The organism is Variovorax sp. 01N425 (genome assembly GCF_056399465.1).
This window is the reverse complement of the sequence record NZ_JBFTRJ010000020.1, coordinates 1-24495: the sequence shown is the minus strand read 5'-3', so window position 1 is coordinate 24495 and position 24495 is coordinate 1. Positions and strand designations below refer to the sequence as shown.

At 68.7% G+C, this 24495-nt stretch carries 25 protein-coding genes and 1 riboswitch; of the genes, 10 read left to right on the top strand and 15 right to left on the bottom strand.

Features of this window, described 5'->3' with window-relative positions; genetic code table 11:
• Positions 1 to 7 precede the first annotated feature (7 nt).
• Genes AC1DSC_RS28195 through AC1DSC_RS28180 form a run of 4 tightly spaced genes read right to left on the bottom strand, consistent with a single transcriptional unit; the run spans position 8 to position 4773 of the window.
• Positions 8 to 877 (bottom strand): ABC transporter substrate-binding protein, encoded by an 870-nt coding sequence (locus tag AC1DSC_RS28195; protein WP_012747659.1) that lies wholly within the window; start codon positions 875 to 877, stop codon positions 8 to 10.
• Positions 874 to 1449 carry a bifunctional adenosylcobinamide kinase/adenosylcobinamide-phosphate guanylyltransferase gene (locus tag AC1DSC_RS28190; RefSeq protein WP_012747658.1) on the bottom strand — a complete coding sequence of 192 codons (576 nt, stop codon included), beginning with the start codon at positions 1447 to 1449 and terminating at the stop codon, positions 874 to 876. The genes AC1DSC_RS28195 and AC1DSC_RS28190 overlap by 4 nt, the downstream gene beginning before the upstream one ends.
• Positions 1439 to 2848, bottom strand: coding sequence for a cobyrinic acid a,c-diamide synthase CobB (locus AC1DSC_RS28185; protein WP_012747657.1), 1410 nt, complete (start codon positions 2846 to 2848; stop codon positions 1439 to 1441). The genes AC1DSC_RS28190 and AC1DSC_RS28185 overlap by 11 nt, the downstream gene beginning before the upstream one ends.
• The gene (locus tag AC1DSC_RS28180; protein WP_041945512.1) at positions 2833 to 4773 is read right to left on the bottom strand and encodes a TonB-dependent receptor domain-containing protein; all 1941 of its coding nucleotides are present in this window, start codon (positions 4771 to 4773) and stop codon (positions 2833 to 2835) included. Before AC1DSC_RS28180 ends, AC1DSC_RS28185 begins: the two co-directional genes overlap by 16 nt.
• A gap of 99 nt (positions 4774 to 4872) precedes the next feature.
• Positions 4873 to 5119, bottom strand: a riboswitch (cobalamin riboswitch).
• A 71-nt stretch (positions 5120 to 5190) separates the two neighbouring features.
• On the opposite strand from AC1DSC_RS28180, the gene AC1DSC_RS28175 reads away from it, so the two are divergent.
• The 4 genes from AC1DSC_RS28175 to AC1DSC_RS28160 all read left to right on the top strand — a co-directional run bounded on the left by AC1DSC_RS28175 (position 5191) and on the right by AC1DSC_RS28160 (position 7354).
• Positions 5191 to 5415: a hypothetical protein gene (locus AC1DSC_RS28175; protein ID WP_012747655.1), complete on the top strand. Its 225-nt coding sequence runs from the start codon at positions 5191 to 5193 to the stop codon at positions 5413 to 5415.
• Positions 5412 to 5744, top strand: coding sequence for a cell division protein ZapA (locus tag AC1DSC_RS28170; RefSeq protein WP_012747654.1), 333 nt, complete (start codon positions 5412 to 5414; stop codon positions 5742 to 5744). Before AC1DSC_RS28175 ends, AC1DSC_RS28170 begins: the two co-directional genes overlap by 4 nt.
• Positions 5745 to 6026: 282 nt before the next feature.
• Positions 6027 to 6848, top strand: coding sequence for a sulfite exporter TauE/SafE family protein (locus AC1DSC_RS28165; RefSeq protein WP_012747653.1), 822 nt, complete (start codon positions 6027 to 6029; stop codon positions 6846 to 6848).
• 80 nt (positions 6849 to 6928) lie between these two features.
• Positions 6929 to 7354 (top strand): universal stress protein, encoded by a 426-nt coding sequence (locus tag AC1DSC_RS28160; RefSeq protein ID WP_012747652.1) that lies wholly within the window; start codon positions 6929 to 6931, stop codon positions 7352 to 7354.
• 22 nt (positions 7355 to 7376) lie between these two features.
• Here AC1DSC_RS28160 and AC1DSC_RS28155 read toward each other — a convergent pair whose 3' ends face one another.
• Complete coding sequence (locus AC1DSC_RS28155; RefSeq protein ID WP_012747651.1) at positions 7377 to 8339, bottom strand: AraC-like ligand-binding domain-containing protein; 963 nt, start codon at positions 8337 to 8339, stop codon at positions 7377 to 7379.
• A gap of 171 nt (positions 8340 to 8510) precedes the next feature.
• Here AC1DSC_RS28155 and AC1DSC_RS28150 point away from each other — a divergent pair, with 171 nt between their 5' ends.
• The 3 genes from AC1DSC_RS28150 (at position 8511) to AC1DSC_RS28140 (ending at position 12410) form a co-directional block, all read left to right on the top strand.
• Positions 8511 to 9563: a carbon-nitrogen hydrolase family protein gene (locus AC1DSC_RS28150; protein WP_012747650.1), complete on the top strand. Its 1053-nt coding sequence runs from the start codon at positions 8511 to 8513 to the stop codon at positions 9561 to 9563.
• Between the two features lie 17 nt (positions 9564 to 9580).
• Positions 9581 to 10642, top strand: coding sequence for a phenylacetaldoxime dehydratase family protein (locus AC1DSC_RS28145; RefSeq protein ID WP_012747649.1), 1062 nt, complete (start codon positions 9581 to 9583; stop codon positions 10640 to 10642).
• A 64-nt stretch (positions 10643 to 10706) separates the two neighbouring features.
• Positions 10707 to 12410 carry a serine hydrolase gene (locus tag AC1DSC_RS28140; protein WP_012747648.1) on the top strand — a complete coding sequence of 568 codons (1704 nt, stop codon included), beginning with the start codon at positions 10707 to 10709 and terminating at the stop codon, positions 12408 to 12410.
• Here the strand turns inward: AC1DSC_RS28140 and AC1DSC_RS28135 are convergent.
• The 6 genes from AC1DSC_RS28135 to AC1DSC_RS28110 all read right to left on the bottom strand — a co-directional run bounded on the left by AC1DSC_RS28135 (position 12407) and on the right by AC1DSC_RS28110 (position 19093).
• Complete coding sequence (locus tag AC1DSC_RS28135) at positions 12407 to 13942, bottom strand: malonate--CoA ligase (protein WP_012747647.1); 1536 nt, start codon at positions 13940 to 13942, stop codon at positions 12407 to 12409. The genes AC1DSC_RS28140 and AC1DSC_RS28135 overlap by 4 nt on opposite strands.
• Positions 13943 to 13993: 51 nt before the next feature.
• A complete protein-coding gene (locus AC1DSC_RS28130) occupies positions 13994 to 14983 on the bottom strand; it encodes a Bug family tripartite tricarboxylate transporter substrate binding protein (protein WP_012747646.1) in 990 nt (329 codons plus the stop codon).
• 74 nt (positions 14984 to 15057) lie between these two features.
• The gene (locus AC1DSC_RS28125) at positions 15058 to 16542 is read right to left on the bottom strand and encodes a malonyl-CoA decarboxylase (protein WP_012747645.1); all 1485 of its coding nucleotides are present in this window, start codon (positions 16540 to 16542) and stop codon (positions 15058 to 15060) included.
• Between the two features lie 52 nt (positions 16543 to 16594).
• The gene (locus AC1DSC_RS28120; protein ID WP_012747644.1) at positions 16595 to 17263 is read right to left on the bottom strand and encodes a GntR family transcriptional regulator; all 669 of its coding nucleotides are present in this window, start codon (positions 17261 to 17263) and stop codon (positions 16595 to 16597) included.
• 125 nt (positions 17264 to 17388) lie between these two features.
• Positions 17389 to 18210: a prolipoprotein diacylglyceryl transferase gene (gene lgt / locus AC1DSC_RS28115; protein ID WP_041945511.1), complete on the bottom strand. Its 822-nt coding sequence runs from the start codon at positions 18208 to 18210 to the stop codon at positions 17389 to 17391.
• 109 nt (positions 18211 to 18319) lie between these two features.
• Complete coding sequence (locus AC1DSC_RS28110; RefSeq protein ID WP_012747642.1) at positions 18320 to 19093, bottom strand: SDR family oxidoreductase; 774 nt, start codon at positions 19091 to 19093, stop codon at positions 18320 to 18322.
• A gap of 130 nt (positions 19094 to 19223) precedes the next feature.
• On the opposite strand from AC1DSC_RS28110, the gene AC1DSC_RS28105 reads away from it, so the two are divergent.
• Positions 19224 to 20168, top strand: a complete 945-nt coding sequence (locus AC1DSC_RS28105; RefSeq protein ID WP_012747641.1) for a LysR family transcriptional regulator — start codon at positions 19224 to 19226, stop codon at positions 20166 to 20168.
• Between the two features lie 6 nt (positions 20169 to 20174).
• Here the strand turns inward: AC1DSC_RS28105 and AC1DSC_RS28100 are convergent, their stop codons facing one another.
• On the bottom strand, positions 20175 to 21113 hold the full coding sequence (locus tag AC1DSC_RS28100; RefSeq protein ID WP_012747640.1) for a LysR family transcriptional regulator: 939 nt from the start codon (positions 21111 to 21113) through the stop codon (positions 20175 to 20177).
• A 103-nt stretch (positions 21114 to 21216) separates the two neighbouring features.
• On the opposite strand from AC1DSC_RS28100, the gene ilvD reads away from it, so the two are divergent.
• On the top strand, positions 21217 to 22911 hold the full coding sequence (gene ilvD / locus AC1DSC_RS28095; RefSeq protein ID WP_012747639.1) for a dihydroxy-acid dehydratase: 1695 nt from the start codon (positions 21217 to 21219) through the stop codon (positions 22909 to 22911).
• A 21-nt stretch (positions 22912 to 22932) separates the two neighbouring features.
• Here ilvD and AC1DSC_RS28090 read toward each other — a convergent pair whose 3' ends face one another.
• The gene (locus AC1DSC_RS28090; protein WP_012747638.1) at positions 22933 to 23187 is read right to left on the bottom strand and encodes a TIGR04438 family Trp-rich protein; all 255 of its coding nucleotides are present in this window, start codon (positions 23185 to 23187) and stop codon (positions 22933 to 22935) included.
• Between the two features lie 108 nt (positions 23188 to 23295).
• Here AC1DSC_RS28090 and AC1DSC_RS28085 point away from each other — a divergent pair, with 108 nt between their 5' ends.
• Positions 23296 to 23601, top strand: a complete 306-nt coding sequence (locus AC1DSC_RS28085; RefSeq protein ID WP_012747637.1) for a c-type cytochrome — start codon at positions 23296 to 23298, stop codon at positions 23599 to 23601.
• Positions 23602 to 23613: 12 nt separating this feature from the next.
• Here the strand turns inward: AC1DSC_RS28085 and AC1DSC_RS28080 are convergent, their stop codons facing one another.
• Positions 23614 to 24114 (bottom strand): hypothetical protein, encoded by a 501-nt coding sequence (locus AC1DSC_RS28080; protein WP_012747636.1) that lies wholly within the window; start codon positions 24112 to 24114, stop codon positions 23614 to 23616.
• A 139-nt stretch (positions 24115 to 24253) separates the two neighbouring features.
• A partial coding sequence (locus AC1DSC_RS28075; RefSeq protein ID WP_478131986.1) for an AMP-binding enzyme occupies positions 24254 to 24495 on the bottom strand: 242 nt, incomplete at its 5' end.

Genomic DNA, 24495 nt, shown 5'->3' with positions numbered 1-24495 from the left:
CCCGCGCTCAGCCGGCCTTCTCGGCGATGCAGCGCGCCATCAGCCGTGCGGCTTCGTCCATGCGCGGGCCGGGACGCACGAGCACGTCCGACTGCGCGGCGTCGAAGCGGCAGATGCGCCCCTCGCGCACCGCGCGGATGCCGCCCCAGCCCGGGCGCTGCTCCATGCCCGCCGCGCTGCGCACGCTGACCATGATGAGATCGGGATTGGCGCGCACCACGTATTCGGGGTTGAGCTTGGGAAAGGGCCCGAGCGAAGCCGGCACGATGTTCTTCATGCCCAGGCGCGCGAGCGTCTCGCCGATGAAAGACGACTCGCCGGCCGCATAGGGCGCGCTGTTGACCTCGAAGTAGACGCGCTGGCCCCTCGCCCCGGCCGGCAGCGACTGCGCGGCGGCCGACACGCCCGCATCGATCGCGCGCCAGATGTTCGGCGCCTCGCGGGTGCCGAGCACCTGGTCGAGCTTGTCGAGCACGCGCCGCACGTCGGCATGGCTCTTGGGTTCGAGCACCAGCACCTTGAGGCCCAGCGCCTCGAGCCGCTGCGTCACGCGCGAGGACTTGGCGAGCAGCACCGCATCGGGCCGCAGCGCCACGATGGCTTCGACGTTCGGGTCGAGCCCGCCGCCCAGCTGCGGCAAGGCGCGCACCGCGTCGGGCGAATTGGAATAGTTGTCGACGCCCACCAGCCGCGAACACGCACCCAGCGCGCAGACGCCTTCGGTCAGCGACGGCAGCAGCGTGACGATGCGCTGCGGCGGCTGCGGCAGGCTCACCGTCACGCCGCGCTCGTCGACCACGTCGATGGCATGCGCGGCCAGCGCGAAGAGGCCGAGGCCAAGCGCCGCGGACAAGCACCGAATCCAGCGGGCGGTCATGCGGGTGCCTTCAGGGTCAGCGGCAAGCCGGCCGCCATCAGCGTGACGCGGTCGCAGGCGGCCGCCACGTCCTGGTTCATGCGGCCCAGCGCATCGACGAAGGCGCGCGTTTCGCGGCCGAGCGGAATCACGCCCAGCCCGATCTCGTTGCCGACCAGCACCACCGGCCCGCGCGCTTCGCGCAGCGCCATCAGCAGCATCGCGGCATGCGCCGCCGGCGTGCGCGTGACCGGCTGCGCGGTCTCGCAGCGCAGCGGCATCAGCAGGTTGGTGAGCCAGAGCGTGAGGCAGTCGACCACCACCAGCGTGTCGGGCGAACTCTGCGTGACGATGGCGCGCGCCAGTTCGACGGGTTCTTCCACGGTTCGCATGGCGGGCACGCGGCGGGCGCGGTCGGCCTGGTGGCGCACGATGCGCTCCTGCATCTCTTCGTCATGCGCCTGGGCGGTGGCAATCAGCACGGCGCGCCGCATGGCGGGCGCCTCGGCCAGCCAGTCGGCGGCGCGCTGCTCGGCGCGGCGCGACTTGCCGCTCTTCTGGCCGCCGAGGATGAATTCATGTTCAACGCGCATGCGCATCGGCCTCCGGGGTTTCGTGTTCGAGCTCGATCGGCATCGCGCCGAACAGCCTGGCCGTGGCTTCGGGGCTGGACGCGAACCACGCATGAAAATAGCTCGCCCGCACCGGGCCGTGCACATAGAAGGCCTCTCCCGCGCGGGCGTCCGCGCCGGGCCTGCCGGTGAAGGCCGCCGGCACCAGCGGCGTTTCGCAGCTCGAATAGTGAAAGGTGTGGCCGCGCAGCGTGTGGGCACCCAGTGTGAGCTGCTGCGGCCCGAGGCCGGACAGCCGCTTGTGCATCGCGACCCGGCCCGGCAGCAGCCCCCAGAGCGCGTGCGATGCGCCATCGGCCGTTTCCAGTTGCTCGAACAGCGACATCATGCCGCCGCACTCGGCCCATACCGGCTTGCCCGCGGCGGCGTGCGCGGCCAGCGACGCGCGCAGGGATTCGCTGGCGGACAGCGCCTTCGCATGCAGCTCGGGGTAGCCGCCGGGCAGCCAGAGCGCATCGCATGCGGGCAACGCATCGCCGGCGAGCGGAGAGAAGAACACGACCCGCGCGCCCAGCGCCGCAAGCACGTCGAGGTTGGCCGGATAGATGAAGGCAAAGGCCGCATCGCGCGCGACCGCGATGGTGCGCCCCTGCAGCAGCGGATCGATGCGCGCCGGCGGCTCGGCCGCGGCAGCCTCGAAGCGCACCTGCGGCCAATCGGAAAGCGGCCGCTTGCCCAGGGGCGTGGCGGCCATCGCGTCGGCCGCCGCATCGAGCCGCGCCGTCGCGTCGCCGAGTTCATGCGCAGCGACCAGCCCCAGGTGCCGCTCGGGCAGTTCGAAACCGGCGCCGCGCGGCAGGCTGCCGAGCCACTGCGCCGGTTCGCGCAAGGCCTCCTTCAGCATGCCGGCATGCCGCTCGCCGGCCACGCGGTTGGCCAGCACGCCGGCCCAGGGCAGCGCGGGACGGAAGTTCTGCAGGCCGTAGGCCAGCGCGCCGAAGGTGCCGGCCATGGCCTGCGCATCGATCACGGCCAGCACCGGCAGGCCGAAGCGCTCGGCCAGGTCCGCCGCGCTGGGGCTGCCGTCGAACAGGCCCATGACGCCCTCGACGATCAGCAGGTCGGCCTCGGCCGCGGCCGCATGCAGCCGCCGGCGGCAGTCGGCCTCGCCGGTCATCCAGAGGTCGAGCGAATGCACCGGCGCGCCGCTGGCAAGCGCCAGCCAGTACGGGTCGAGAAAGTCGGGCCCGCACTTGAAGACCCGCACGCGCCGGCCCTGGCGCGCGTGCAGGCGCGCCAGCGCGGCCGCGACGGTGGTCTTGCCCTGCCCCGAAGCCGGTGCCGCCACCAGCACGGCGGCGCAGCTGTGCGCGGCGATCGGTTCGCCGTTGTTGCGGGGCTGGCTTATTGCGGTGTCCACTTCAGGCCGATGTATGCGTTGCGGCCGCCGGTGGCGTAGCCGCGTGCAAGCGTGTAGTCCTTGTCGCCCACATTGTCGACGCGGGCCACCAGGCCGATGTCGCGCGTGATCTGCGTGCTGGCCACCAGGTTCAGCACGGTGTAGCCGCCCAGCGTGCGGGTGTTGGCCGCGTCGTCGAAGCGCTTGCTCGACGATTGCAGCTCGGCGCCCAGCGTCCAGCCGGCAATGCGCCAGTCGGCGCCCAGCGTGCCGTGGCGGCGCGCGCGGCGGGCCAGCAGGTGGTCGGTGTCGAGGTCGCGCGGGTCCTGGAAGTCGAGCGATGCGCGCAGGCTCACGTCACCGATGCGGTGCCCGCCCGACAGCGTCACGCCCTGGTAGCGGGCGCGCGCGGTGCTGGCATAGCAGCCGAAGCCGGAGCGGCAGTTGGTGGCCGAACCGTCGAACACGATCAGGTTCTCGACGCGGTTCTGGTAGACGACGATGCCCGCATGCGTGCCGCCGTCGGTGTACTGCAGGCCGAGTTCGACGTTGCGGCTCGACTCGGGCTTGAGGCTGGCCACGCCGTATTCGCTGAAGCGCTGGTAGAGCGTGGGCGCGCGGAAGGCGGTGCCGGCCGAGACGGTGGCGCGCAGGCGCGGCGTGATCGCGTAGCCGTAGGCGGCGCTGCCGGTGGCCTTGCCGCCGAATTCGCTGTCGTCGTCATGGCGCACATGCAGCTGGAGCGAATGCGCGCCCTGCACGAAGCCATAGCCGAGCGAGACCGCGTCCTGCGAGCGCTTGCTCGAGAGCAGGCCGCTGCTGATGGTGGGCGCATTCTCGAGCGCGTCTTCGCGGCGCTCGAGCGTGGCCGTCACCAGGTGCGGGCCGAAGCGGAATTCGTTCTGGAACAGGTAGCCGCGCAGATTGGTTTCGGTGCGGTAGAACGAAGGCTGGGTCTTGTAGACCGACTGCGAATCGGTGACCTGCACGCGCGTGCTGTAGATGTCGTTCCACTTGGCCGACCACGAGAGCCCGGCCGTGCGCAGCGTGTTGTTCGAGATGTCGTTCCGGAAGAGGATCGGCGGCTTGGTCCTGAAGCTCACCGGCGGGTCGTAGCCGGCTTCCATGTCGCTGTACAGCAGCGTGGCTTCCAGCCGCTGGTTCGGCGTGAGCTGGTAGCCCAGGCGCAGGTTGCCGGAATTGCTGCGGTAGCCGTCGCGGTCGGGGCTGGTGAAGCCGTCCTTGGAGGGCGTGCGCTTGTCCATCGGCAGCACGTTGAAGCCCCGGCTTTCCTCGTGCGCCGCGCCCAGCGAATAGTCGAAGGCGCCCGACTTGCCGCTCACGCCCGCCTCCGCCTTGCGCAGGCCGTGGCTGCCGAAGCCGATGCCCGCGTAAGGCGCCACGCCTTCTTCGCCGCGCCTGGTGAAGAGCTGGATCACGCCGCCCACGGCATCGGAGCCGTACACCGCGGCGGCCGGGCCGCGCAGCACTTCGATGCGGTCGATCTGCGAGAGCGGAATGCTTTCCCAGCCGGCACCGCCGGTCGATTGCGAATCGACGCGCACGCCGTCGACGTAGACGGCCGTGAAGCGGGTCTCGGCGCCGCGGATGTACAGGCTGGTGGTGTTGCCCACGCTGCCGTTGCGCGTGATCTCGATGCCGGGCAGGCGCGCCAGCACGTCGGCCACGCCGACCGCGCCGCTGCGCTCGATGGTCTGGCGGTCGACCACGGACACGTCGCCCACGAGGTCCGACAGCGGCTGCGGCGTGCGGTTGGCGGTGACCACGGTTTCGCCGAGTGCCGGCGCATCCTGCTGGGCATGCGCGACGGCCGGCAGTTGAAGCAGCGCCATGCCGCCGAAAGCAGAGGCCAGCGCGAGCGGCAGGCAGGCAAGGCGGCGGCGCGCAGGCGCACGGCCGAGGGAAAGGAAACCACAGGAAGTCATGAATGGAGCGAACGAACGTCTATGCCCGTCGCCGGCTTCCCCGCCGGCGCTTGGGCGCAATGGCTGCCTTGCGCGCCGAATCGAAAATCGATCGCGCATGCGGCAGCCGCCTTGTTGGCCGGTATCCGGGCTGGCAGTGCGACCCCACCGCCTTCCCAGGCGCCTGTTTCAGGGCACCCAGTGGCTTGATGGATGAGGTTGACGCTTGCGGCGTCGACTGCTTGACCGTTGCGGGGGCAGCGCAGGCGGCTTCGGCCCTGTTCCGTTTCCGGGGGCGTTCACTCCTGCTTCCCGTTGAACCGCGGCGTGTGAACCACGCCGCAGGCACCAACGCGCAGGATTTTAGGGCCTCGGCCAGCGCAGTAAGCCAAAAGTTGCGCCGCCTGCCGTCCGCCGGGGAAACTACAATCGCCAACCATGCCCGCCTCCAGCCCCATCGACCAGATCGCCGAGCGTGTGGAACGCCTGCTCGTGCGTCATGAAGAGGTGCAGCGCACCAATGCGCTGCTGCAGGAGCAGGTCGAAGCGCTCACGCGCGAGCGCGACGCGTTGAAGTCGCGGCTGGCCGCGGCCCGCACGCGCCTCGATGCGCTGCTCGAGCGGCTGCCGGCCGAACCACCTTCCCAAGATTCCCCCGCATGAAGCAGATTGAAGTTCAGATCATGGGCCAGAGCTATCTGCTCGGCTGCCCCGAAGGCGGCGAGGCGCAGCTGCGCGAAGCCGTCGAGCGCGTGGACGCGGCCATGTGCAAGATCCGCGATGCGGGCAAGGTGAAGGCGCGCGACCGCATCGCGGTGCTCGCTTCGCTGAACCTGGCTTTCGACCTGGCGGCCCAGCAGGCGGCCGCCGCGGCCGCGCCGCCTCCCCTGGCCGCGGCCTCCTCGGCAGAGGGCGGCGACGCCGATGCCAAGGCCGCCCAGCTCATTCAGAAACTCGATCAAGCCCTCGCGGGCGATGACCATTTACTCTGAGCGGAAGCACCCGGCCCGTCCGGGGCGTAAAATCCGAACTGTCTGCGGTGCGCGTCGGGCTTAATATTTCCTTGTTCCAATGCTCTCCGGAGCCGGGCTTGGTACATCGCTTGACGGGTGTGATCATCTCGCGTCAGATGAACCCGAAGTCTTGCTGCCCTCGCCCACCTGAACCCTGGTTCAGGATGCGGGTTCGGCGCCCACTTGCAGACACCTTTTTCCGTTCATACGGCCCCTGCATGCGCTGCACGGGGCCGTTGCTTTTTTTCAAGGCTCCGCTGCGTGACTTCCCTGCTCGACCCCCTCCTGATCGCCGAATTGGCCGCGCTCGGCCTGGGCACCGGTTTCCTGGCGGGCCTGCTGGGCATCGGCGGAGGGATGCTCATGGTGCCGTTCATCACGATCATCATGGGGCACCGCGGGGTGGCCTCCGATCTTGCCGTGAAGATGGCGATCGCCACCTCGATGGCCACGATCATCTTCACCTCGGTGTCCAGCGTGCGCGCCCATCACAAGCGCGGCGCGGTGCGCTGGGACATCGTGCGGCGCCTGGCGCCCGGCATCGTCATCGGCAGCCTGCTGGGCAGCCTGGGCGTGTTCGCGCTGCTCAAGGGCACGGTGCTGGCCATCGTCTTTGCGCTGTTCGTGGGCTTCTCGGCCACGCAGATGTTCCTCGACCGCAAGCCCAAGCCCACGCGCCAGATGCCGGGCACCGCGGGGCAGCTGTCGGCGGGCGGCGCCATCGGCTTCATCTCGGGCCTGGTCGGCGCGGGCGGCGGCTTTGTCAGCGTGCCGTTCATGACCTGGTGCAACATCTCCATCCACAACGCCGTGGCCACCAGCGCCGCGCTCGGCTTTCCGATTGCGGTGGCCAACGTGCTGGGCTACGTGGTGAGCGGGCAGTCGGTGCAGGGCCTTCCGGCCGGCTCGTTCGGCTACATCTGGCTGCCCGCGCTGGTGGTCATTGCGCTGTGCAGCGTGCTCACTGCGCCGCTCGGCGCGAAGGCGGCGCACAACCTGCCGGTGAAGAAGCTCAAGCGCGTATTTGCGAGCATCCTGTACCTGCTGGCGGCCTACATGCTCTGGAAGGGCCTGCAGGGCTGAGCCGCCGGGCGCGTTGAAAGCCCCTCGGGTCCCGGGTGGGATCCGTTGCGAGGCGGCAGGCCCGGCCGTATAACGGGCGCATGAAAATCCTCATTGCTGTCGACGGCAGCGCCTACACGCAGAAGGCGCTCAATTACCTGCTGGCCAACCGCGCGATGTTCGTGGATGGCCATGAGCTGGTCATCGTGCATGTCAGCACCGGCATCTCGGGGCACGTGGCGCGCCACCTCAGCAAGGAGGTCATCGCCGACTACTACGCCGAGGAGAACGCCAAGGTGCTCGAACCCGTGGCGGCATTGCTTGCGCAGAACGGCGTGAGCAACTACACGATCGACAAGCGCCATGGCCATGCGGCCGAGGAAATCCTCAAGTCGGCGGCCGCGGCGCATGCGCAGCTGATCGTGCTCGGCACCCATGGCCACGGCATCTTCGGCCGCGCGCTGATGGGCTCGGTGGCCACCAAGGTGATCTCCGAGACCGACACCTCGGTGCTGCTGGTGCAGTAGCCGGGTTTTTCTCTTCCCCTTTTTATTGCACGCGCTGCTGCCGCCATTCGCGCGGCGAGCAGCCGAAGCGTTCGCGGAACGCGCGGCTGAAATGCGCCGCGTCGTTGAAGCCGCGGCCGTAGGCAATCTCGGCCACGGGCCGGCCGGCCAGGCGCGCCTCGAGCAGGTCGCGGCTGCAGGCTTCGAGCCGGCGCTCCCAGATGTACTGCGAAGGCGTGAGCGGCTCGCTCTTGAAGACGCGGTGGATGTGGCTCGCCGAGACGCCCAGCTGCGCCGCGAGGCTTCCCACCGACAGCGAAGGATCCGCCAACTGCTCGTCGATGCGCCGCTTCACGCGGGCCAGGTGGTAGGCCGTGAGACTGCTCAGGCCCGGTGAGCGCGCCGCGGGCAGCGTCTGCAGCCCGGCCACGAGAATGCTCTGCACGCCGTTGGCCACCGCCAGGGCCGACGCCGGCTGCAAGGTGTCGATGTCCTCGCGCAGCGTGCGGATCATGCCCAGCAGCAGGTGCCCCGCGCCCTCGCGCCCCGACACGGTGGTGGCCGTCAGCGCTTCGGTGTGGTGCAGCTCGCTGCGCAGGCGCTCGCCCGGCAGCTTGAGCACGATCTGCTCGAAGCTGTCGTCGAACAGCAGCTGGTAGGGCCGCGTGCTGTCGTACAGCGCGAAGTCGCCCGCCGCCAGCACGGCGTCGCGCCCATCCTGCCGCACCACGCCCTGGCCGCGCGCCTGGATGCTGACCAGAAAGCAGTCGTCGCCCGAGCGCGAGATGTGGCCCGGCGTGCGCATCACCTTCTGCGGTCCTGACCTGACCACCGACACGTCCAGGCTCGGCAGCGTGTGCTGGCGGATGCTGCCTTCGAAATTGCCGCTATCGCCTTCGCGCACCGGATCGCATCCGAGCTGCACGTAGACGTTGCAGATCATGTCGGTCCAGTAGGCGAGCCGCTGGCCGCGCGGAACGGCATCGGTGCTGAGCAACGGGGTCATCGGGGTTCCTTCGGAAGTCGGCCTGCAACGCTGGAACAAGAACGCCGCAAGTTCGGGTCAAGGCGTTTCGCGGCGGCGAATCTACGCTTGAAGCAACCCGCATGCCACCGCGCAAACCCGGTGCGAGGTGTGCGAAGTTGTTTCTTTCAACCCGTTTCCGGAGACCCCGCCATGCCCGCCACCGTTCACCCCAAGCTCCGCGTTGCCGCCGTGCAGGCAGCGCCCGTGTTCCTCGATCTCGACGGCACCATCGACAAGACCATCGACCTCATGGCCCAGGCCGCCGGCCAGGGCGTGAAGCTCATCGCCTTTCCCGAGACCTGGGTGCCCGGCTACCCGTGGTGGATCTGGCTCGACTCGCCGGCCTGGGGCATGCAGTTCGTGCAGCGCTACCACGACAACGCACTGGTCGTGGGCTCGGCCGAATTCGACCGCGTCCGGGAGGCCGCGCGCAAGCACAACATCTGGGTTTCGCTCGGCTACAGCGAAAAGGCCGCCGGCAGCCTCTACATTGCGCAGGCGCTGATCGACGACCAGGGCCGCACGGTGCAGACGCGCCGCAAGCTCAAGCCCACGCATGTGGAGCGCACCGTGTTCGGCGAGGGCGACGGCTCGGACCTGGCCGTGGTCGAAACGCCCATCGGCAACATCGGATCGCTCTCGTGCTGGGAGCATCTTCAGCCGCTCAGCAAGTACGCGATGTATGCGCAGAACGAGCAGATCCACTGCGGCGCCTGGCCGAGCTTTTCGCTCTATCGCGGCGCGGCCTATGCGCTCGGCCCCGAACTCAACAACGCCGCGAGCCAGGTGTACGCGGCCGAGGGCCAGTGCTTCGTGATTGCGCCGTGCGCCACGGTTTCGCAGTCCATGAGCGAGCTGATGTGCACCGACGCCGGCAAGCAGCAGATGCTGCGCGTGGGCGGCGGCTTTGCGCGCATCTATGCGCCCGACGGTTCGCCGCTGGGCACGCCGCTGGCCGAAGACCAGGAGGGGCTGGTGATTGCGGACATCGACCTGGGGATGATCGCGCTCTCCAAGGCGGCCGCCGACCCGAGCGGCCACTACTCGCGGCCCGACGTCACGCAGTTGCTGTTGAACAAGACGCGCCGCGAACCCGTGGTGCTGCAGCGTGCGCCCGAGGTCGAGCGCGGTGCCTTCGAGGCCATCGTCGCCGCACCCGAGCCGGCACCGGCGGCCGCGCGCCAGCAGCCGCTGGCGGCCTGAAGCACCGGAGCCACGCCATGGAATCCGCCATTGCCGAGCACCTGAAGTGCCCCCGCACGCGCCATCGCCGCGTGGAGGACGACTACGCGCCGCCCTACCCCGCCTGGTCGGCGCGCGCGCCGGGCGCGGTCAGGCAGGTCGTGATGGGCTACTTCGGCGTGCAGTCGCGCGGCGCCGGGATGCAGGGCCGCGCGTGTGCGGCGCTGATGAAGATCGCCGCCGGCTTTGCGCTGCCCGACGGGCCCGGCCACCACGACTTCGCGCACCATGTCGACGCCGCCGGCTGCGACAACATGGTCGCCATCGCCTACTGGAACGACCCTGCGGCCCATGCGCGCTGGTGCACGGCGCCCGAGGTCGATGCCTGGTGGCGCTCCGACGAGCGGCTGGCGGACGGCCTCGGCTACTTCCGCGAAATCGTTGCGCCGCGCGCCGAGCACTTCGAGACCATGTTCAACACGCCCGACCGCCTCGAAGGCGTGGGCGTGGTGATGGGCGGCGTGAGCGGCGAACTGCAGGAGCACGGCTACTGGGGTTCGATGCGCGACCGCATTCCGCTGTCACAGACCGACGCCATGGCGCCCTCGGGCACGCGCGCCGTCATTGCCGGCGCGCCGGCACCCGGCCAGCGCGTGCGCATCGCAGGCCACGAGAACATCGCCATGATCCGCTCCGGCCAGGAGTGGGCCGACACCACGGGACAGGAACGCGCGCTCTATCTCGGCGAGATGGAACCCGTGCTGCGCGAAGGCATGGACTTCCTGCGCGACCAGGGGCTTCACATCGGCTGCTACAGCAACCGCTACATGCAGCACCTCGATGCCAAGGGGGCGCCGCTGGAGAAATCCTTCGGCCTGAGCTTCTGGCACTCGCTCGCCGACATGGAGCGCTGGGCCGAGTCGCATCCCACGCACGTCGCGATCTTCGGCAGCTTCATGCGCTACGTGCAGGCACTGAACTTCCAGCTGCAGCTGCGCGTGTACCACGAGGTGTCGGTGCTGAAGGCCGACGAACAGAGCTACGAATACATCAACTGCCATGCGGGCAGCGGGCTCATGAACGGGCTGGGCGAGGTGTAGCGGGCCCCTCGCTCCGGGGATGCCGTAGGATGCGCGGCCCTACACAAAGGCAAGGACCCCGACCATGTGGAGCGATCTCGACAGTCTCGTCGAAGCCTCGATGCAGGAATGGAAGGTACCGGGACTCGCGCTGGCCGTCATCCAGGATGGCGAGATCGCCGTGCTCAAGGGCTATGGCGTGCGCGACACCGACACGGGCCTGCCCGTGACCATCGACACGCAATTCCTGCTGTGCTCGATCACCAAGTCGTTCACCGCGGCCGGTCTCGGCCTGCTGGTGGACGAACGCAAGCTCGACTGGGACCGGCCGGTGCGCGAGGTGATTCCCGAATTCCGCCTGCACGATCCGGTGGCGACCGAGCGGCTGACCGTGCGCGACCTGCTGTGCCACCACAGCGGGCTGCCGCGGCATGACTGGATCCACATGCCCGGCGACCTGAGCAACGCGCAGATGCTGGCCGCCCTCAGGCACCTGGCGCCGAACAAGGACCTGCGCGACGCCTTCCAGTACTCGAACCTCGGCTACCTGGCCGCCGGCATGGTCACCGAGCGCATCAGCGGCCGGAGCTACCAGGACTTCACCACCGAGCGCCTGATGAAGCCGCTGGGCTTCAGCCACTTCGGCTTCTCCATCGAGGCCCTCGCGGCCGCCGAAGACGCCGCCCGTCCGCATGCGATGGATGGCGACGAGCGCTACCGCACGCCGCTGTCGCCGATCCGCGCGACGCCGGCCGGCGGCATCAACGCCTCGGTGGCCGATCTTGCGAAATGGGCGCGCTTTCTCCTCGATGGCAAGGCGCATGGGCAGCAACTGCTTTCGACCCAGGCGCTGCGCGAAATGACGATCCCGCGCGTGCACATGGGGCGCTCCCCCTACGCCGAGATCGGCGACTCGCACTACGGCCTCGGCCTCTTCTGCGAGCAGTACCGCGGCGAGCGCATCGTCGCGCACTCGGGCTCGTGGACCGGCTGGAGCACGCTCATGACGATGCAGCCCGAGCGCCGTGCAGGCGTCGTGGTGCTGACGAACCGCACGCCGGGGAGCGTGCACGCGATCCTCACCTATGCGGTGCTCGACCGCATCTGCGGCCGCGAGACGGTCGACTGGTTCGGGCGCCTGGCACCCAAGCGCAGGCAGGCCATCGAACAGCAGGCGCTCGACAGGAAGGTGAGCGCGGAAGTCCGCAGGAGCGGAACCCAGCCGAGCCATCCGCTCGACGAGCATGTCGGCGACTACGAGCATCCGGCCTACGGGCGCCTGCGCATCGACCGGGAGGCGGACGGGCTCGCATGGCGCTGGCGCGGTGTCGAGGAGAAGCTCGAGCACCGCCACTACGACGTGTTCATCACCCCCGACCGCCCGACGGTGCTGCACCCCAGCAACCGGACGCTCACCTTCCGCTACGACCGGCAAGGCCGCATCGACCGCATCGAGATACCGTTCGAGGAGATGGTGGACGACATCGTGTTCCATCGCGTCGCAGCCGGCGACGTGCTGGACCCGGGCTTTCGGCAGCTGTGCGCCGGCGACTACCTGCACAGCGGCCGCGTGATCGAGATCAGGCTCGATGCGCGCGGCGAGCTCGCCATGACGATCCCTGGCCAGCCGACCTATCGCTTGCTGCCGGCCGATGGACGCAGCTTCCGCGTCGACACGCTCGATGGCTTCGGCGTGGAATTCCGCCGGCCTTGGCCCGACGCAGTAGACGCGATGATCTTCCACGAACCCCGCGTCACCGCGCTCGCCCCGAAGGTGGCAAAGCCCTAGCCGAACAACCCCTTGTGCTGCTCCCGCAGCAGCGCCTTCTGCACCTTGCCCATGGTGTTGCGCGGCAGCTCGGGCACCACGAAGCAGCGCTTGGGAATCTTGAAGTTCGCGAGCTTCGACTTGAGCTCCGCCACGATGGCATCGGGGTCGAGCGCCCCATTGCCCTTGGCAATGACGATGGCCACGCCCACCTCGCCGAAGTCGGGGTGGGGCACGCCGACCACCGCGCTTTCGGCCACGCCCGGCAGCTCGTTGATGTAGCCCTCGATCTCGGCGGGATAGACGTTGTAGCCGCCGCTGATGATCAGGTCCTTGCTGCGTCCGACGATGGTGACGTAGCCGCGGCCGTCGATCTTGCCGACGTCGCCGGTCTTGAAGAAACCATCGGCGGTGAATTCTTCCTTCGTCTTCTCCGGCATGCGCCAGTAGCCCGCGAACACGTTCGGGCCGCTGACCTGGATGTTGCCGATCTCGTCGGTGGTGCAGTCGCGGCCGGCGTCGTCGCGCACGCGCAGCCGCACGCCCGGCAGCGCAAAGCCGACGGTGCCGCCGCGGCGCTCGCCCTGTGTGGGGCTGTAGGGGTTGGAGGTGAGCATGATGGTTTCGCTCATGCCGTAGCGCTCCAGGATGGTGTGGCCGGTGCGCTCGCGCCATTCCTCGAAGGTCTCGATGAGCAGCGGCGCGGAACCGGCGATGAAGAGCCGCATGCCGCGCACCGCCTCGCGCGTGAGGCCGGGCTCGGCCAGCAGGCGCACATAGAGCGTGGGCACGCCCATGAACACGGTGGCCTCGGGCAGCTTCTCGACCGCGCGCTTCGGGTCGAACCTGGAGAACCAGATCATCTTGCTGCCGTTGAGCAGCGCACCGTGGAGCGCAACGAAGAGGCCGTGCACATGGAAGATCGGCAGCGCGTGGATCAGCACGTCGCCCTCCGTCCAGCCCCAGTAGTCCTTGAGCACCTCGGCGTTCGACAGCAGGTTGCCATGCGTGAGCATCGCGCCCTTGCTGCGGCCGGTGGTGCCGCTGGTGTAGAGGATGGCGGCCAGGTCGTCCGCGTTCTTGCGCGCCGCTTCATGCCGGTCGCTGCATTGCGCGGCAAGCTCCAGCAGCGTGCCGGTGCGGTCGTCGTCCAGCGTGAACACATGCCGGGTGCCCGCCGCGCTCGCGATGGGTCCGACCCACGCGGCATTGCGGCTGGTGCACACCACCACGGCCGGCTCGGCGTTGCCGATGAAGTATTCGATCTCGGCGCTCTGGTAGGCGGTGTTGAGCGGCAGGAACACGTAGCCGGCGCGCAGCGTGGCGAGGTAGAGGATCATCGCCTCGACCGATTTCTCGACCTGCACCGCGATGCGGGCGCCCTCCGCGAGCCCCAGCGCGCCGAACAGGTTGGCCATCATCGCGCTGGCGCGGTCGAGGTCCTGCCACGAATAGAACAGGCCGTTGTCGGTTTCCACGGCCGTGCGGCCGAGCTCGGCGGGAAAGGCCGCGCGCAGGGCGGCGAACAGGTTGGAATTGGCTTTCGTCTTCATCGGGCAGGTGCTTCGGATATTCGGTGTGACGTGGAGGCTGGCTGCCGCCCGCTACTCGAGCTTGGCGCCCGAGGCCTTCACCACCGAGGCCCAGCGCTTGATCTCGGAATTCACGAAGCCGCCGTACGAGGCCATGGTGAGGTTCGGGATCTCGGAGCCATTCTGGGCCCAGATGGCCTTGAGCTCGTCGCTCTGAAGGGCCTTCTTCATGCTGTCGACGATCCGTGCCTGCAGCTCGGCCGGCGTGCCCTTGGGCGCCCACAGGCCGTACCAGGTGGTGACCGTGTAGTCGGGCAGGCCGACCTCGGCCGCACAGGGCACGTCGGGGAACGCCGGGTTGCGCTTGCTGCCGGCAACCATCAGCGCCTTGATGCGCCCGCCCTTGATGTGCTGGGCCGAGGAGCCGAGGCCGTCGAACATCAGGTCGACGTTGCCGGCGATCAGGTCGGACAGCGCCGGCCCCGCGCCGCGGTAGGGAATGTGCGTGATGAAAGTGCCGGTCTGCAGCTTGAACAGCTCGCCCGCCAGGTGGTGCGAGGTGCCTGCGCCGGCCGAGCCGTAGTTGAGCTTGCCGGGGCTGCGCTTGGCGGCGGCCACGAGTTCCTGCAGCGTATTGGCCGTGACGCGGCGCGGGTTGACCACCACCACCTGCGGCACGTTGGCCAGCAGCATCAGCGGCACGAAGTCTTTCTCGAGGTCGTAGTCGAGCTTGGGGTAGATCGACGGCGCAATTGCGTGGTGCACCGCGCCCATGAAGAGCGTGTAGCCATCGGGCTGGGCCTTGGCGGCGATGCTGGCCCCCACGGTGCCGCCCGCGCCGCCGCGGTTGTCGATGACCAGCGTCTGGCCGGTGACCTTGGCGAACTGGGCCGAGAGCGGGCGCGCGAAGGCGTCGGTGCCGCCGCCGGCCGGGAACGGCACCACCATGTTGACCGGCCGCGTCGGCCAATTACCTCCCTGCGCCGCTGCCCCGCCGCACAGAACGGCGGCACCGGCCGCGGCCAGGCGCAGCACCTCGCGTCTCTGAAAACTCTGAGTCATCTGTCATCTCCTGTCGTTGTAGATTGCCGCACCATGCGGGCCGGCGCAGCACGCGCCGGACTTCTTTCCAGAACTCAGCCTTTTTTGAAGAACAGGCTTTCCACATCCCCCGAAACCGCCACCTTGCCCTCGGCGATCCATGCCCGATGCTTGTCGAGGCGCTTGAGATCGTAGAGGTAATTGACCATCAGGCCGTAGGACTGCTTCAGCCCCTTGGGCGAAGGATCGCCGGCCCAGTTGAGGCGCTCCACGCGCGCGCCGTTGCCCAGGTGAAAACGCGCCACCGGATCGGCCGGCGTGCCGTCGACCAGCGTGCGGCCCAGGTATTCGGCCGCGGCCTGCAGCAGCCACTGGCGCAGCGGCGACTTGGCATCGAGCGTGGCCGGCGCCTCCACCGCGGCAAGCAGCCGCTCGGCGGTCGGCGGCAGCGAGCCGACGAGGCGGCCGAGCTCGGCCTCGCGCTTCTCGTCCAGGCGCGGCAGCAGCTCGGCGGCATTCCGGGCGAGCCAGCTGCGAAAGCCCGGGATCGGCGACAGCGTGGCAAAGGTCTTCAGGCGCGGCAGCTCTTCCTGCAGCGTCTCGACCACGCGCTTGATGAGCGAATCGCCAAAGCTCACGCCGCGCAGCCCGGTCTGCGTGTTGCTGATCGAATAGAAGATGGCGGTGGTGGCCTTGGCCGGCTGGATCGGCACGGCGGCCTCGTCGAGCAGCGGCGTGATGCCGTCGCTGATACGGTCGACCAGCGCCACCTCGACGAAGATCAGCGGCTCGTTGGGCAGCCGCGGATGGAAGAAGCCGTAGCAGCGGCGGTCGCTGTCGTCGAGCCGGTTCTTCACGTCGGTCCAGCTCTTGATGTCGTGCACGGCCTCGTAGCGGATCAGCTTCTCGATCAGCGACGCCGGCGAATGCCAGTCGATCCGTCGCAATTCAAGGAAGGCGACGTCGAACCAGGTGGAGAACAGGTGCTCCAGTTCGGCATCGAGCGCGAGCAGCCGCTTGTCCGACTTGAGGAACGGCAGCAGCTCGGCGCGCAGGTCGACCAGGAAGCGCATGCCCTCGGGCTCGACTGCAAAACGCTGCAAGAGGCGCATGCGCGGCGACACCAGCGCGCGCCTCAGCCGCAGTTCGGCCTGTCCTTCGTCGGGCGTTCCCACGGCGGCCTGGTGCTGGTCGCGCGCGGACTTGAGCTTGTGCGGATCGGCCGCGAAATGCTCGCTCATGAGCGCCCAGTAGTCGCGCCGCTCCTCGGGCGTGGCGGCGGCATATTCGCGTGCAATGGCATGGGCCCGGCGCCCGCCCTCGACCTCGCTCACGCGCGGATCGATCACCGCCTGCAGCGCCGTGAGCACGCGGCGCAGCGCGCGCGGCGACAGGGCCTCGTCGGCCTTGCGCAGCGTGGCCTGCAGCCGCTCGGCGGTCGAGCGCATGCTGGGTCTTGCGGCCGACTTGGGTGCGCCGCGGGCCGCGCCGTCGGATGCCACGGGCACCCTGGCTGCGGCCTTTTCGCCGGACTTTTCGCCAGAGCGCAATCGCGCCTGGAACCACTCGGTCGCACTCATCGACAAGCTCCAATGCTGTGGGCTGCGGGAATGCCGTCTTCTTTCAGGCGGCTCACGACATCACCCTCGATTTCTGTTGCCGCGCCACCGCGCGCAGCGCCTCGCGCTGGCGCGTCAGGTGCGTGCGCATGGCCGCGTCCGCGCCCTCGCTGTCGCGCGCCTTGAGCGCCGCGAACACCGCCAGGTGCTCCGACAGGCTCTGCTCGAGCCGGCCCGGCGCATGCAGCTGCTGAAGCCGCGCCAGCTTGAGAATTTTGCGCAGATCGCCAATCACCTGCGCCAGCCACTTGTTATCGGCCAGCTGGATGATGGCCTCGTGGATCTGGTGGTTGGTGGCGTAGTAGTCGTTGATGCGCTTGGCCTTGGCGTGGCGCACCAGCCGTTCGTGCAGCACGTCGAGCTCGCTGAGTTCCGCATCGCTGGCGTTGCGCGCCGCCTCGTAGGCGCAGCGGCCTTCGAGCAGCGCGATGACGGGAAATATCTCGTCCAGATCGCGCTCCGTCACCTCGCGCACGAAGCAGCCGCGCCGCGGCTCGTGGCGCAGCAGGCCTTCGGCCGTGAGCACTTTGAGCGCCTCGCGCAAGGGCGTGCGCGAGATCGACAGCCGCTCGCACAGCGCGGCCTCGTCCAGGAAGCTGCCCGGCACCAGCGCGCCCGCGAAGATCTGCTCGCGCAGCGTGGCGGCGACTTCGTCGTGCAGGGAGTTGGGGACCAGGCGCATGGCGGTTGGAGGAAATCCGGCTCGCGTAATTTTCTGTAATTACGCGTAATTGTGAGGCGCGCCCGAAGGAGCCGCAAGGCCGCGCATCCCCTGCGCGGCCCGTGCTTACCCTGAGGACGCGATGCTCAGGCGCTCGCCGGCTGGCGGCGCTGCGCGGCCCAGATCCACAGGCCGATGCCGAAGATCACCATCGGCACGCTGAGCCACTGCCCCTGGCTCAGGTTCAGCGCGCGCAGGCCCAGGAAATCGTCGGGCTCGCGGAAATACTCGGCGATGAAGCGCAGCACGCCGTAGCCGATCAGGAACACCGCGGCCACCTGCCCCTGCTTGCGTTCCTTGCGGGCGTACAGCCACATGATGGCAAACAGCAGAAGCCCCTCGAGCAGGAACTGGTACACCTGCGAGGGATGGCGCGGCAGCATCGAGCCGCTCTGCGGAAACACCATGCCCCAGGGCAGGTCGGGGCTGCTGAAGCGGCCCCAGAGCTCGCCGTTGATGAAGTTGCCGACGCGCCCCGCCGCCAGGCCCGTGGGCACGCAGGGCGAGACGAAATCCATCACCTGCCAGAACGGCCGCGCGCGCGAATGCGCGAACCAGATCATCGCGCCGATCACGCCCAGCAGGCCGCCATGGAAGCTCATGCCGCCCTGCCACACGTAGAGGATCTCGAGCGGATGCGAGAGATAGAACTCGGGCTTGTAGAACAGGCAATAGCCGAGCCGCCCGCCCACGATCACGCCCATCACGCCCAGGAAGAGGATGTCCTCGATGTCCTTGCGCTGCCAGGCGCCCTGCCCGACCAGCGAGCGGTACGGTTCGTGGTGCAGCCGGCGGGTGCCGAGAAAATAGAACAGCGCGAACGCGGCCAGGTAGGTCAGGCCGTACCAGTGGATGGCCACGGGCCCGAGTTGCAGGGCGACAGGATTGATCTGCGGATACATGAGCATCCGCGGATTGTGCCCGGCCCGAATGTCGCGGCCGGCACGGGGGCGTTCAGGGCGATGTCAGTGCCCGAAACCCCGCCGAGCAGCCGGCCCCGAGCGCGATCCGGCTGGATCAGCGCGTGGTGTAGCCACCGTTGGCAAAGATGGTCTGGCCGGTGATCCACCAGCCTTCGGTGACCAGGAAGCGGACGATGGGCGCGATGTCCTCGATGTCGGTGAGGCCCTTCTTCGAGAACTTGCTGAGCGCCGCCGCACTGCTGTGGTACTCGACGGCTTCCTTGCTTTCCTGGCCGTAGAAGAACGGCGTGTCCATCGGTCCGGGGCCGATCGCGTTGACCGAGATGCCGCGCTCGCCGAACTCCTTGGAAGCCGCGCGCGTGTAGTGCTCCACCGCCGCCTTCGAGGCCGGATAGATCGCGTAGAACGGCGTGTAGGCCGCCAGCAGCGAGCTCACCAGCGACACGATGCTGCCGCCGTCGGCCAGCGTGCGGCCGGCCTGCTGGATGAAGAAGAACGCGGCCTTGGCGTTGGCGTCGAAGCTCTTGTCGTAGTCGGCTTCGGTGACATCGAGGATCGGCTTCTTGATCACCACGCCCGCGGTGTTGATGGCGATGTCGACCTGCCCGAAGTGCTTGACGGCCTGGTCGAACAGCCGGACGTTGTTCTCCACCACGGCAAGGTCGCCCTGCACCAGCAGCGTGCCGGCGCCCTTGGCCTCGAGCTCGGCGGCGGTCTTCTCGGCCTCCTTGCGCGAGGCATCGCTGTTGTAGTGGATGGCGATGCCGCGGGCGCCGCCATCGACCAGTTGATGGCCGATGAGCGCGCCGAGGTTCTTGCCGCCGCCGGCGATGACGGCGACCTTGTTCTGGAGAGTGCGTGCGGACATGGAATGGCCTCCTGCTGAAGAGCGTTGATGTGAATCGGGAAGCTTCAGTCTATTGATGGCAAGTTCCGGAATAAATCAACAATCGGGCGCTAGACTGTTCGCAGAACCACGAACAATTCGACTGGCACGCATGGACCGCATCGACCTTCTCAAGGTGTTCCTGCGCGTGGCCGAAACCGGCAGCTTCACGCGTGCGGCCGATCGGCTCGCGCTGCCGCGCGCCACCATTTCCACGGCGGTGCAGCAGCTCGAGGCGAAGCTGGGCTCGCGCCTGCTGCACCGGACCACGCGGCGCGTCGGCCTCACGCCCGACGGCGAGGTGCTGCTGGAACGCGCCCGCACGCTCGTGGCCGACATGGAAGACATCGAGCAGCAGTTCCTGCCCTCGCGCAGCCAGGTGAGCGGACGGCTCAAGGTCGATGTGCCGAGCCGCATCGCGCGGCGGCTCATCGCGCCGGCGCTGCCGGATTTCTTCGAGCGCTACCCGGCGATCGAGCTCGAGCTCGGCTCCAGCGACCGTGCGGTGGACCTGGTGCTCGAAGGTGTCGATTGCGCGCTGCGCGTGGGTCCGTTGGCGAGCAGCAGCCTGGTCGCGCGGCCGCTCGGGCATTTCACGCTGATCAATTGCGCGAGCCCGGCCTACCTGGCGCGCCATGGCACGCCGCGCACGCCGGCGGACCTGCCGGAGCACATCGCGGTCAACTACGCCTCGCCGACCAGCGGCCGCGCGGCGCCCTGGGAGTGGCAGCGCGACGGCGAGACCGCGACACTGCGCATGCGCAGCCAGGTCAGCGCAAACAACGCCGAGACCTACATCGCCTGCGCGCTGGCAGGCCTCGGGCTGATCCAGATCCCGGCCTACGACGTGCGCGAACACCTCGCGGCCGGCGAGCTGGCCGAGGTGCTGCCCGAAGCACGCGCCCAACCGCTGCCGGTGCACCTGGTCTATCCGCACCGGCGCAATCTCTCGCGCCGCATGCAAGCCTTCGCGGGCTGGCTCGAGACGCTGCTCGCCGCCTCGCTCGATACGCCCGCAGCACCGCGGCCGGCCGGCCCACGAACGCCGCGCAGGTAGGCGGCCCTACGTTGCCCGCCCCGTGCGCTCGCGCACGAATTCCACGAAGCGCGCGAGCGCCGGATGCGCGGCCTGCGCGGGCCACACGAGGCTGGTTTCGCAGGCTGGCAGCGCCACGCGGCGCCGGCCCGTGCCCTTGAACTCGCCGGCCTGCCGATAGACCACCCCGGCGCGCCGGAACTGCATCACGCTGTGCGGCACCCAGGCCACGCCGATGCCGCCGGAGACGAGGTTGACGATGGTCTGCATCTGGATCGCCTCCTGCGCCACCTGCGGCGTGCGCCCCGCCGCGTGATAGAGGTCGAAGACCGCATCGTGCAGCGACGGCACGATGCGGCGCGGAAAGATCACGAGCGGCTCGGCCAGCGCCTCGGCCAGCGGCACGGGCCGCGCACGCGCGAGCCGGTGCTGCGACGGCAGCGCCAGCACCAGCGCCTCTTCCTCCACCGGCAGGCGCGCGAGCCCGGGCGGCGCGGCGCCCGGCGAATGCAGCATCAGGCCGGCGTCGATCTCGCCGCGCGCGAAGGCCTCGAGCTGCACGTCGCCCGTGGCTTCGACCAGCTCGAGCGCCACCTCCGGGCAGCGCACGCGGAACTCGCGCACCCAGGCCGGCAGCTGCTCGAAGCCGACAGTCGAGACAAAGGCGATGCGCACGCGCCCCACCTGCCCCGCCGCCGCCGCACGGGCCCGCGCCGGCAGCGCCTGGGCGCGCGCCAGCAGTTCGCGCACGTCGGGCAGCAGCGCCTCGCCGGCCGGCGTGAGCGCCACGCGCCGGCGCGTGCGGTCGAACAGCACCACGCCCAGCGTCTTCTCGAGCTGGGCAATGGCCTGCGTCACCGGCGGCTGGGTCATGTGCAGCCGCAGCGCGGCGCGGCCGAAGTGCAGTTCCTCGGCCACGGCCACGAACTGGCGCCAGGCGCGCAGGTCGATCAAGGCATCTTTCATATGCCAAGCATATCAATCGGCGCACAAAAATGGATTGGAATGAATCAATGAGAAGTCCGATACTTGGAATTCCCCTCGATCTCCCCACGACACAAGAGACACCATGGACACCAAGCCAATCCAGATCAACCGCCGCAGCGCCAACATCGTCGAAGGCAAGAGCCGCGCGCCCAACCGCTCGATGTTCTATGCCATGGGCTACGAAGAGGCCGACTTCAAGAAGCCGATGGTCGGCGTCGCCAACGGCCACAGCACCATCACGCCCTGCAACTCGGGCCTGCAGAAGCTGGCCGACGCGGCCATGGCGGGCATCGAGGAAGCCGGCGGCAACGCGCAGGTGTTCGGCACCCCCACCATCTCCGACGGCATGGCCATGGGCACCGAAGGCATGAAGTACTCGCTGGTGAGCCGCGAAGTGATCTCCGACTGCATCGAGACCTGCGTGGGCGGCCAGTGGATGGACGGCGTGCTGGTGGTCGGCGGCTGCGACAAGAACATGCCGGGCGGCCTCATGGGCATGCTGCGCGCCAACGTGCCGGCCATCTACGTCTACGGCGGCACCATCCTGCCGGGCCGCTACAAGGGACAGGACCTCAACATCGTGAGCGTGTTCGAGGCCGTGGGCCAGAACGCCGCCGGCAACATGAGCGACGAGGACCTGCACGAGATCGAGAAGCGCGCCATCCCCGGCACCGGCTCCTGCGGCGGCATGTACACGGCCAACACCATGTCCAGCGCGTTCGAGGCGCTGGGCATCTCGCTGCCCTACTCGTCCACCATGGCCAACCCGCACGACGAGAAGGCCAATTCGGCCAAGGAATCGGCCAAGGTGCTGATCGAGGCCATCAAGAAAGACATCAAGCCGCGCGACATCGTCACCAAGAAGGCCATCGAGAACGCGGTGGCGGTGATCATGGCCACCGGCGGCTCCACCAACGCGGTGCTGCACTTCCTGGCCATTGCGCATGCGGCCGGCGTCGAGTGGTCCATCGACGACTTCGAGCGCATGCGCAAGAAGGTGCCGGTGCTGTGCGACCTGAAGCCCTCGGGCAAGTACCTCGCGGTCGACCTGCACCAGGCCGGCGGCATCCCGCAGGTCATGAAGGTGCTGCTGAACGCGGGCCTGCTGCACGGCGACTGCATCACCATCACCGGCCAGACGATCGCCGAAGTGCTGAAGGACGTGCCCGACGTGCCGCGCGCCGACCAGGACGTGATCCGCCCGATCGACAAGCCGATGTACGAAGAAGGCCACCTGGCCATCCTCAAGGGCAACCTCTCGCCCGAAGGCGCGGTCGCCAAGATCACCGGCCTCAAGAACCCGGTCATCACCGGCCCGGCGCGCGTGTTCGACGACGAGCAGTCGGCGCTCAAGGCCATCCTGGACGGCAAGATCAAGGCCGGCGACGTGATGGTGCTGCGCTACCTCGGCCCCAAGGGCGGCCCGGGCATGCCCGAGATGCTGGCCCCCACGGGCGCGCTGATCGGCGCGGGCCTCGGCGAAAGCGTGGGCCTGATCACCGATGGCCGCTTCTCGGGCGGCACCTGGGGCATGGTGGTGGGCCACGTCGCGCCTGAAGCAGCCGCGGGCGGCACCATTGCGTTCGTGAACGAGGGCGACTCGATCACCATCGATGCGCACAAGCTGGTGCTCGAACTCAATGTGCCCGAAGCCGAGCTGGCCAAGCGCCGCGAAGGCTGGAAGCCGCCGGCGCCGCGCTACACGCGCGGCGTGCAGGCCAAGTTCGCGTTCAATGCCTCGAGCGCCAGCTCGGGCGCGGTGCTCGACAAGTTCTGAGGCCGGCCAGCGCCTGCCGGGTCAGCGCTTGGGGCGCTGGCCCTTGCTGCCGGGCAGGCCCATGTTGCTGCGCTGGCGGTCGATGCGCGCCTGCTTGCGCGCCTCTTCGCGCTCGACGACCTTGCGCTTGGTGTAGCCCGACGAGTCGGCCCATGCCCACCATGCCACGGCCATGGCAAAGGGCGACAGCACGATCCACCAGCTCCAGCCGGCCACCATGCCCACCTCGAAATACTTGAGGCCCACGCCGAGCAGGCCCAACAGCAGAAAAAGCATCGCGAATCCCTCCGGGTTTTTGTTGGCAACGCTTCCGGACGCCGGTGCACGGCGCTACCTACAATCGCGTTGCATCGAATGTAACCCAGCCATTACGAATCAAGCCCCATGAAAAGACTCCTGTCATTCGCGGTTCTCGGCCTCGGCCTGGCGGCGCCCGCCTTTGCCGACCTGGCGTTGGCGACGTCGAAGAACTGCATGAGCTGCCACGCGGTGGACCGCAAGGTGCTCGGCCCCGCCTTCAAGGACGTGGCCGCCAAGTACAAGGGCAACGCCGGTGCCGTCGACATGCTGGCGGCAAAGATCATCAAGGGCGGCTCGGGCGTGTGGGGGCCGTTGGCGATGCCGGCCAACACCCAGGTGAGCGAAGCCGACGCCAAGAAGCTCGCGGCCTGGGTGCTGCTGGCGCGCTGACGCGGCGGCTCGTCAGATCCGCGGATCGATGTCCGTGGGCAGCGGCTTGCGCTCGATGCGGTCCTCGAGCTGGCCGATGTGCGCGGCCACGGTGTTGTCGGACTGCTCCGAGCGCTGGCGGATCACGCTCTCGAGCTGCCCCAGCCGGGTCAGCAGCGCGGCATGCCGATCGGCGTTCTGCGCCATGTGCTTGGTTTCCTGCGCTTCGAGGAAATTGCGCAGCTCGGTGAAGCGCGAGGCCTCGGCCTTGTCGGCCAGGTCGCGCTGCACCTGCATTTCCCTGTTGTGGCGCTTGGCATCGAGCAGCACCGAACTGTGCAGGTACAGGACGTAGACCAGGAAGAACACGCCCAGGGCCACGGTCAGGCCCAGCATCATGAGGCCCAGCGGCGCCGACACGGTCATGAAGCCCAGCGACACCGGCACCGGTGCCGAGAGCGTGCCCCAGTTGAGCGCGGCGAGCGCCGCGATCAGCAGCAGGATGGCGAAAAGGAAAGCAGATCTCACGCCCATGGGGGCCTCCTTCGTAAAGATCGAACACAGTGAACCCGCCATGCACGTCGAGGTGCATGGCAACTGCGCCGGTTTTACCTCAGGCCGCGGGCCGCCATGGCCCCTGCTTCCCACTTACGGCCATGTCCTACAGATCGAATCAGTTGGTCTGTGACAACTGCTCCAGGATCGCCGGATTTTCCAGCGTCGAGATGTCCTGCGTGATGGCCTCGCCCTTGGCAATGCTGCGCAGCAGGCGCCGCATGATCTTGCCGCTGCGCGTCTTGGGCAGGTTCTCGCCGAAGCGGATGTCCTTGGGCTTGGCGATCGGGCCGATCTCCTTGGCCACCCAGGCGCGCAGTTCGTTGGCGATCTGCTTGGCCTCCTCGCCGCTCGGGCGCC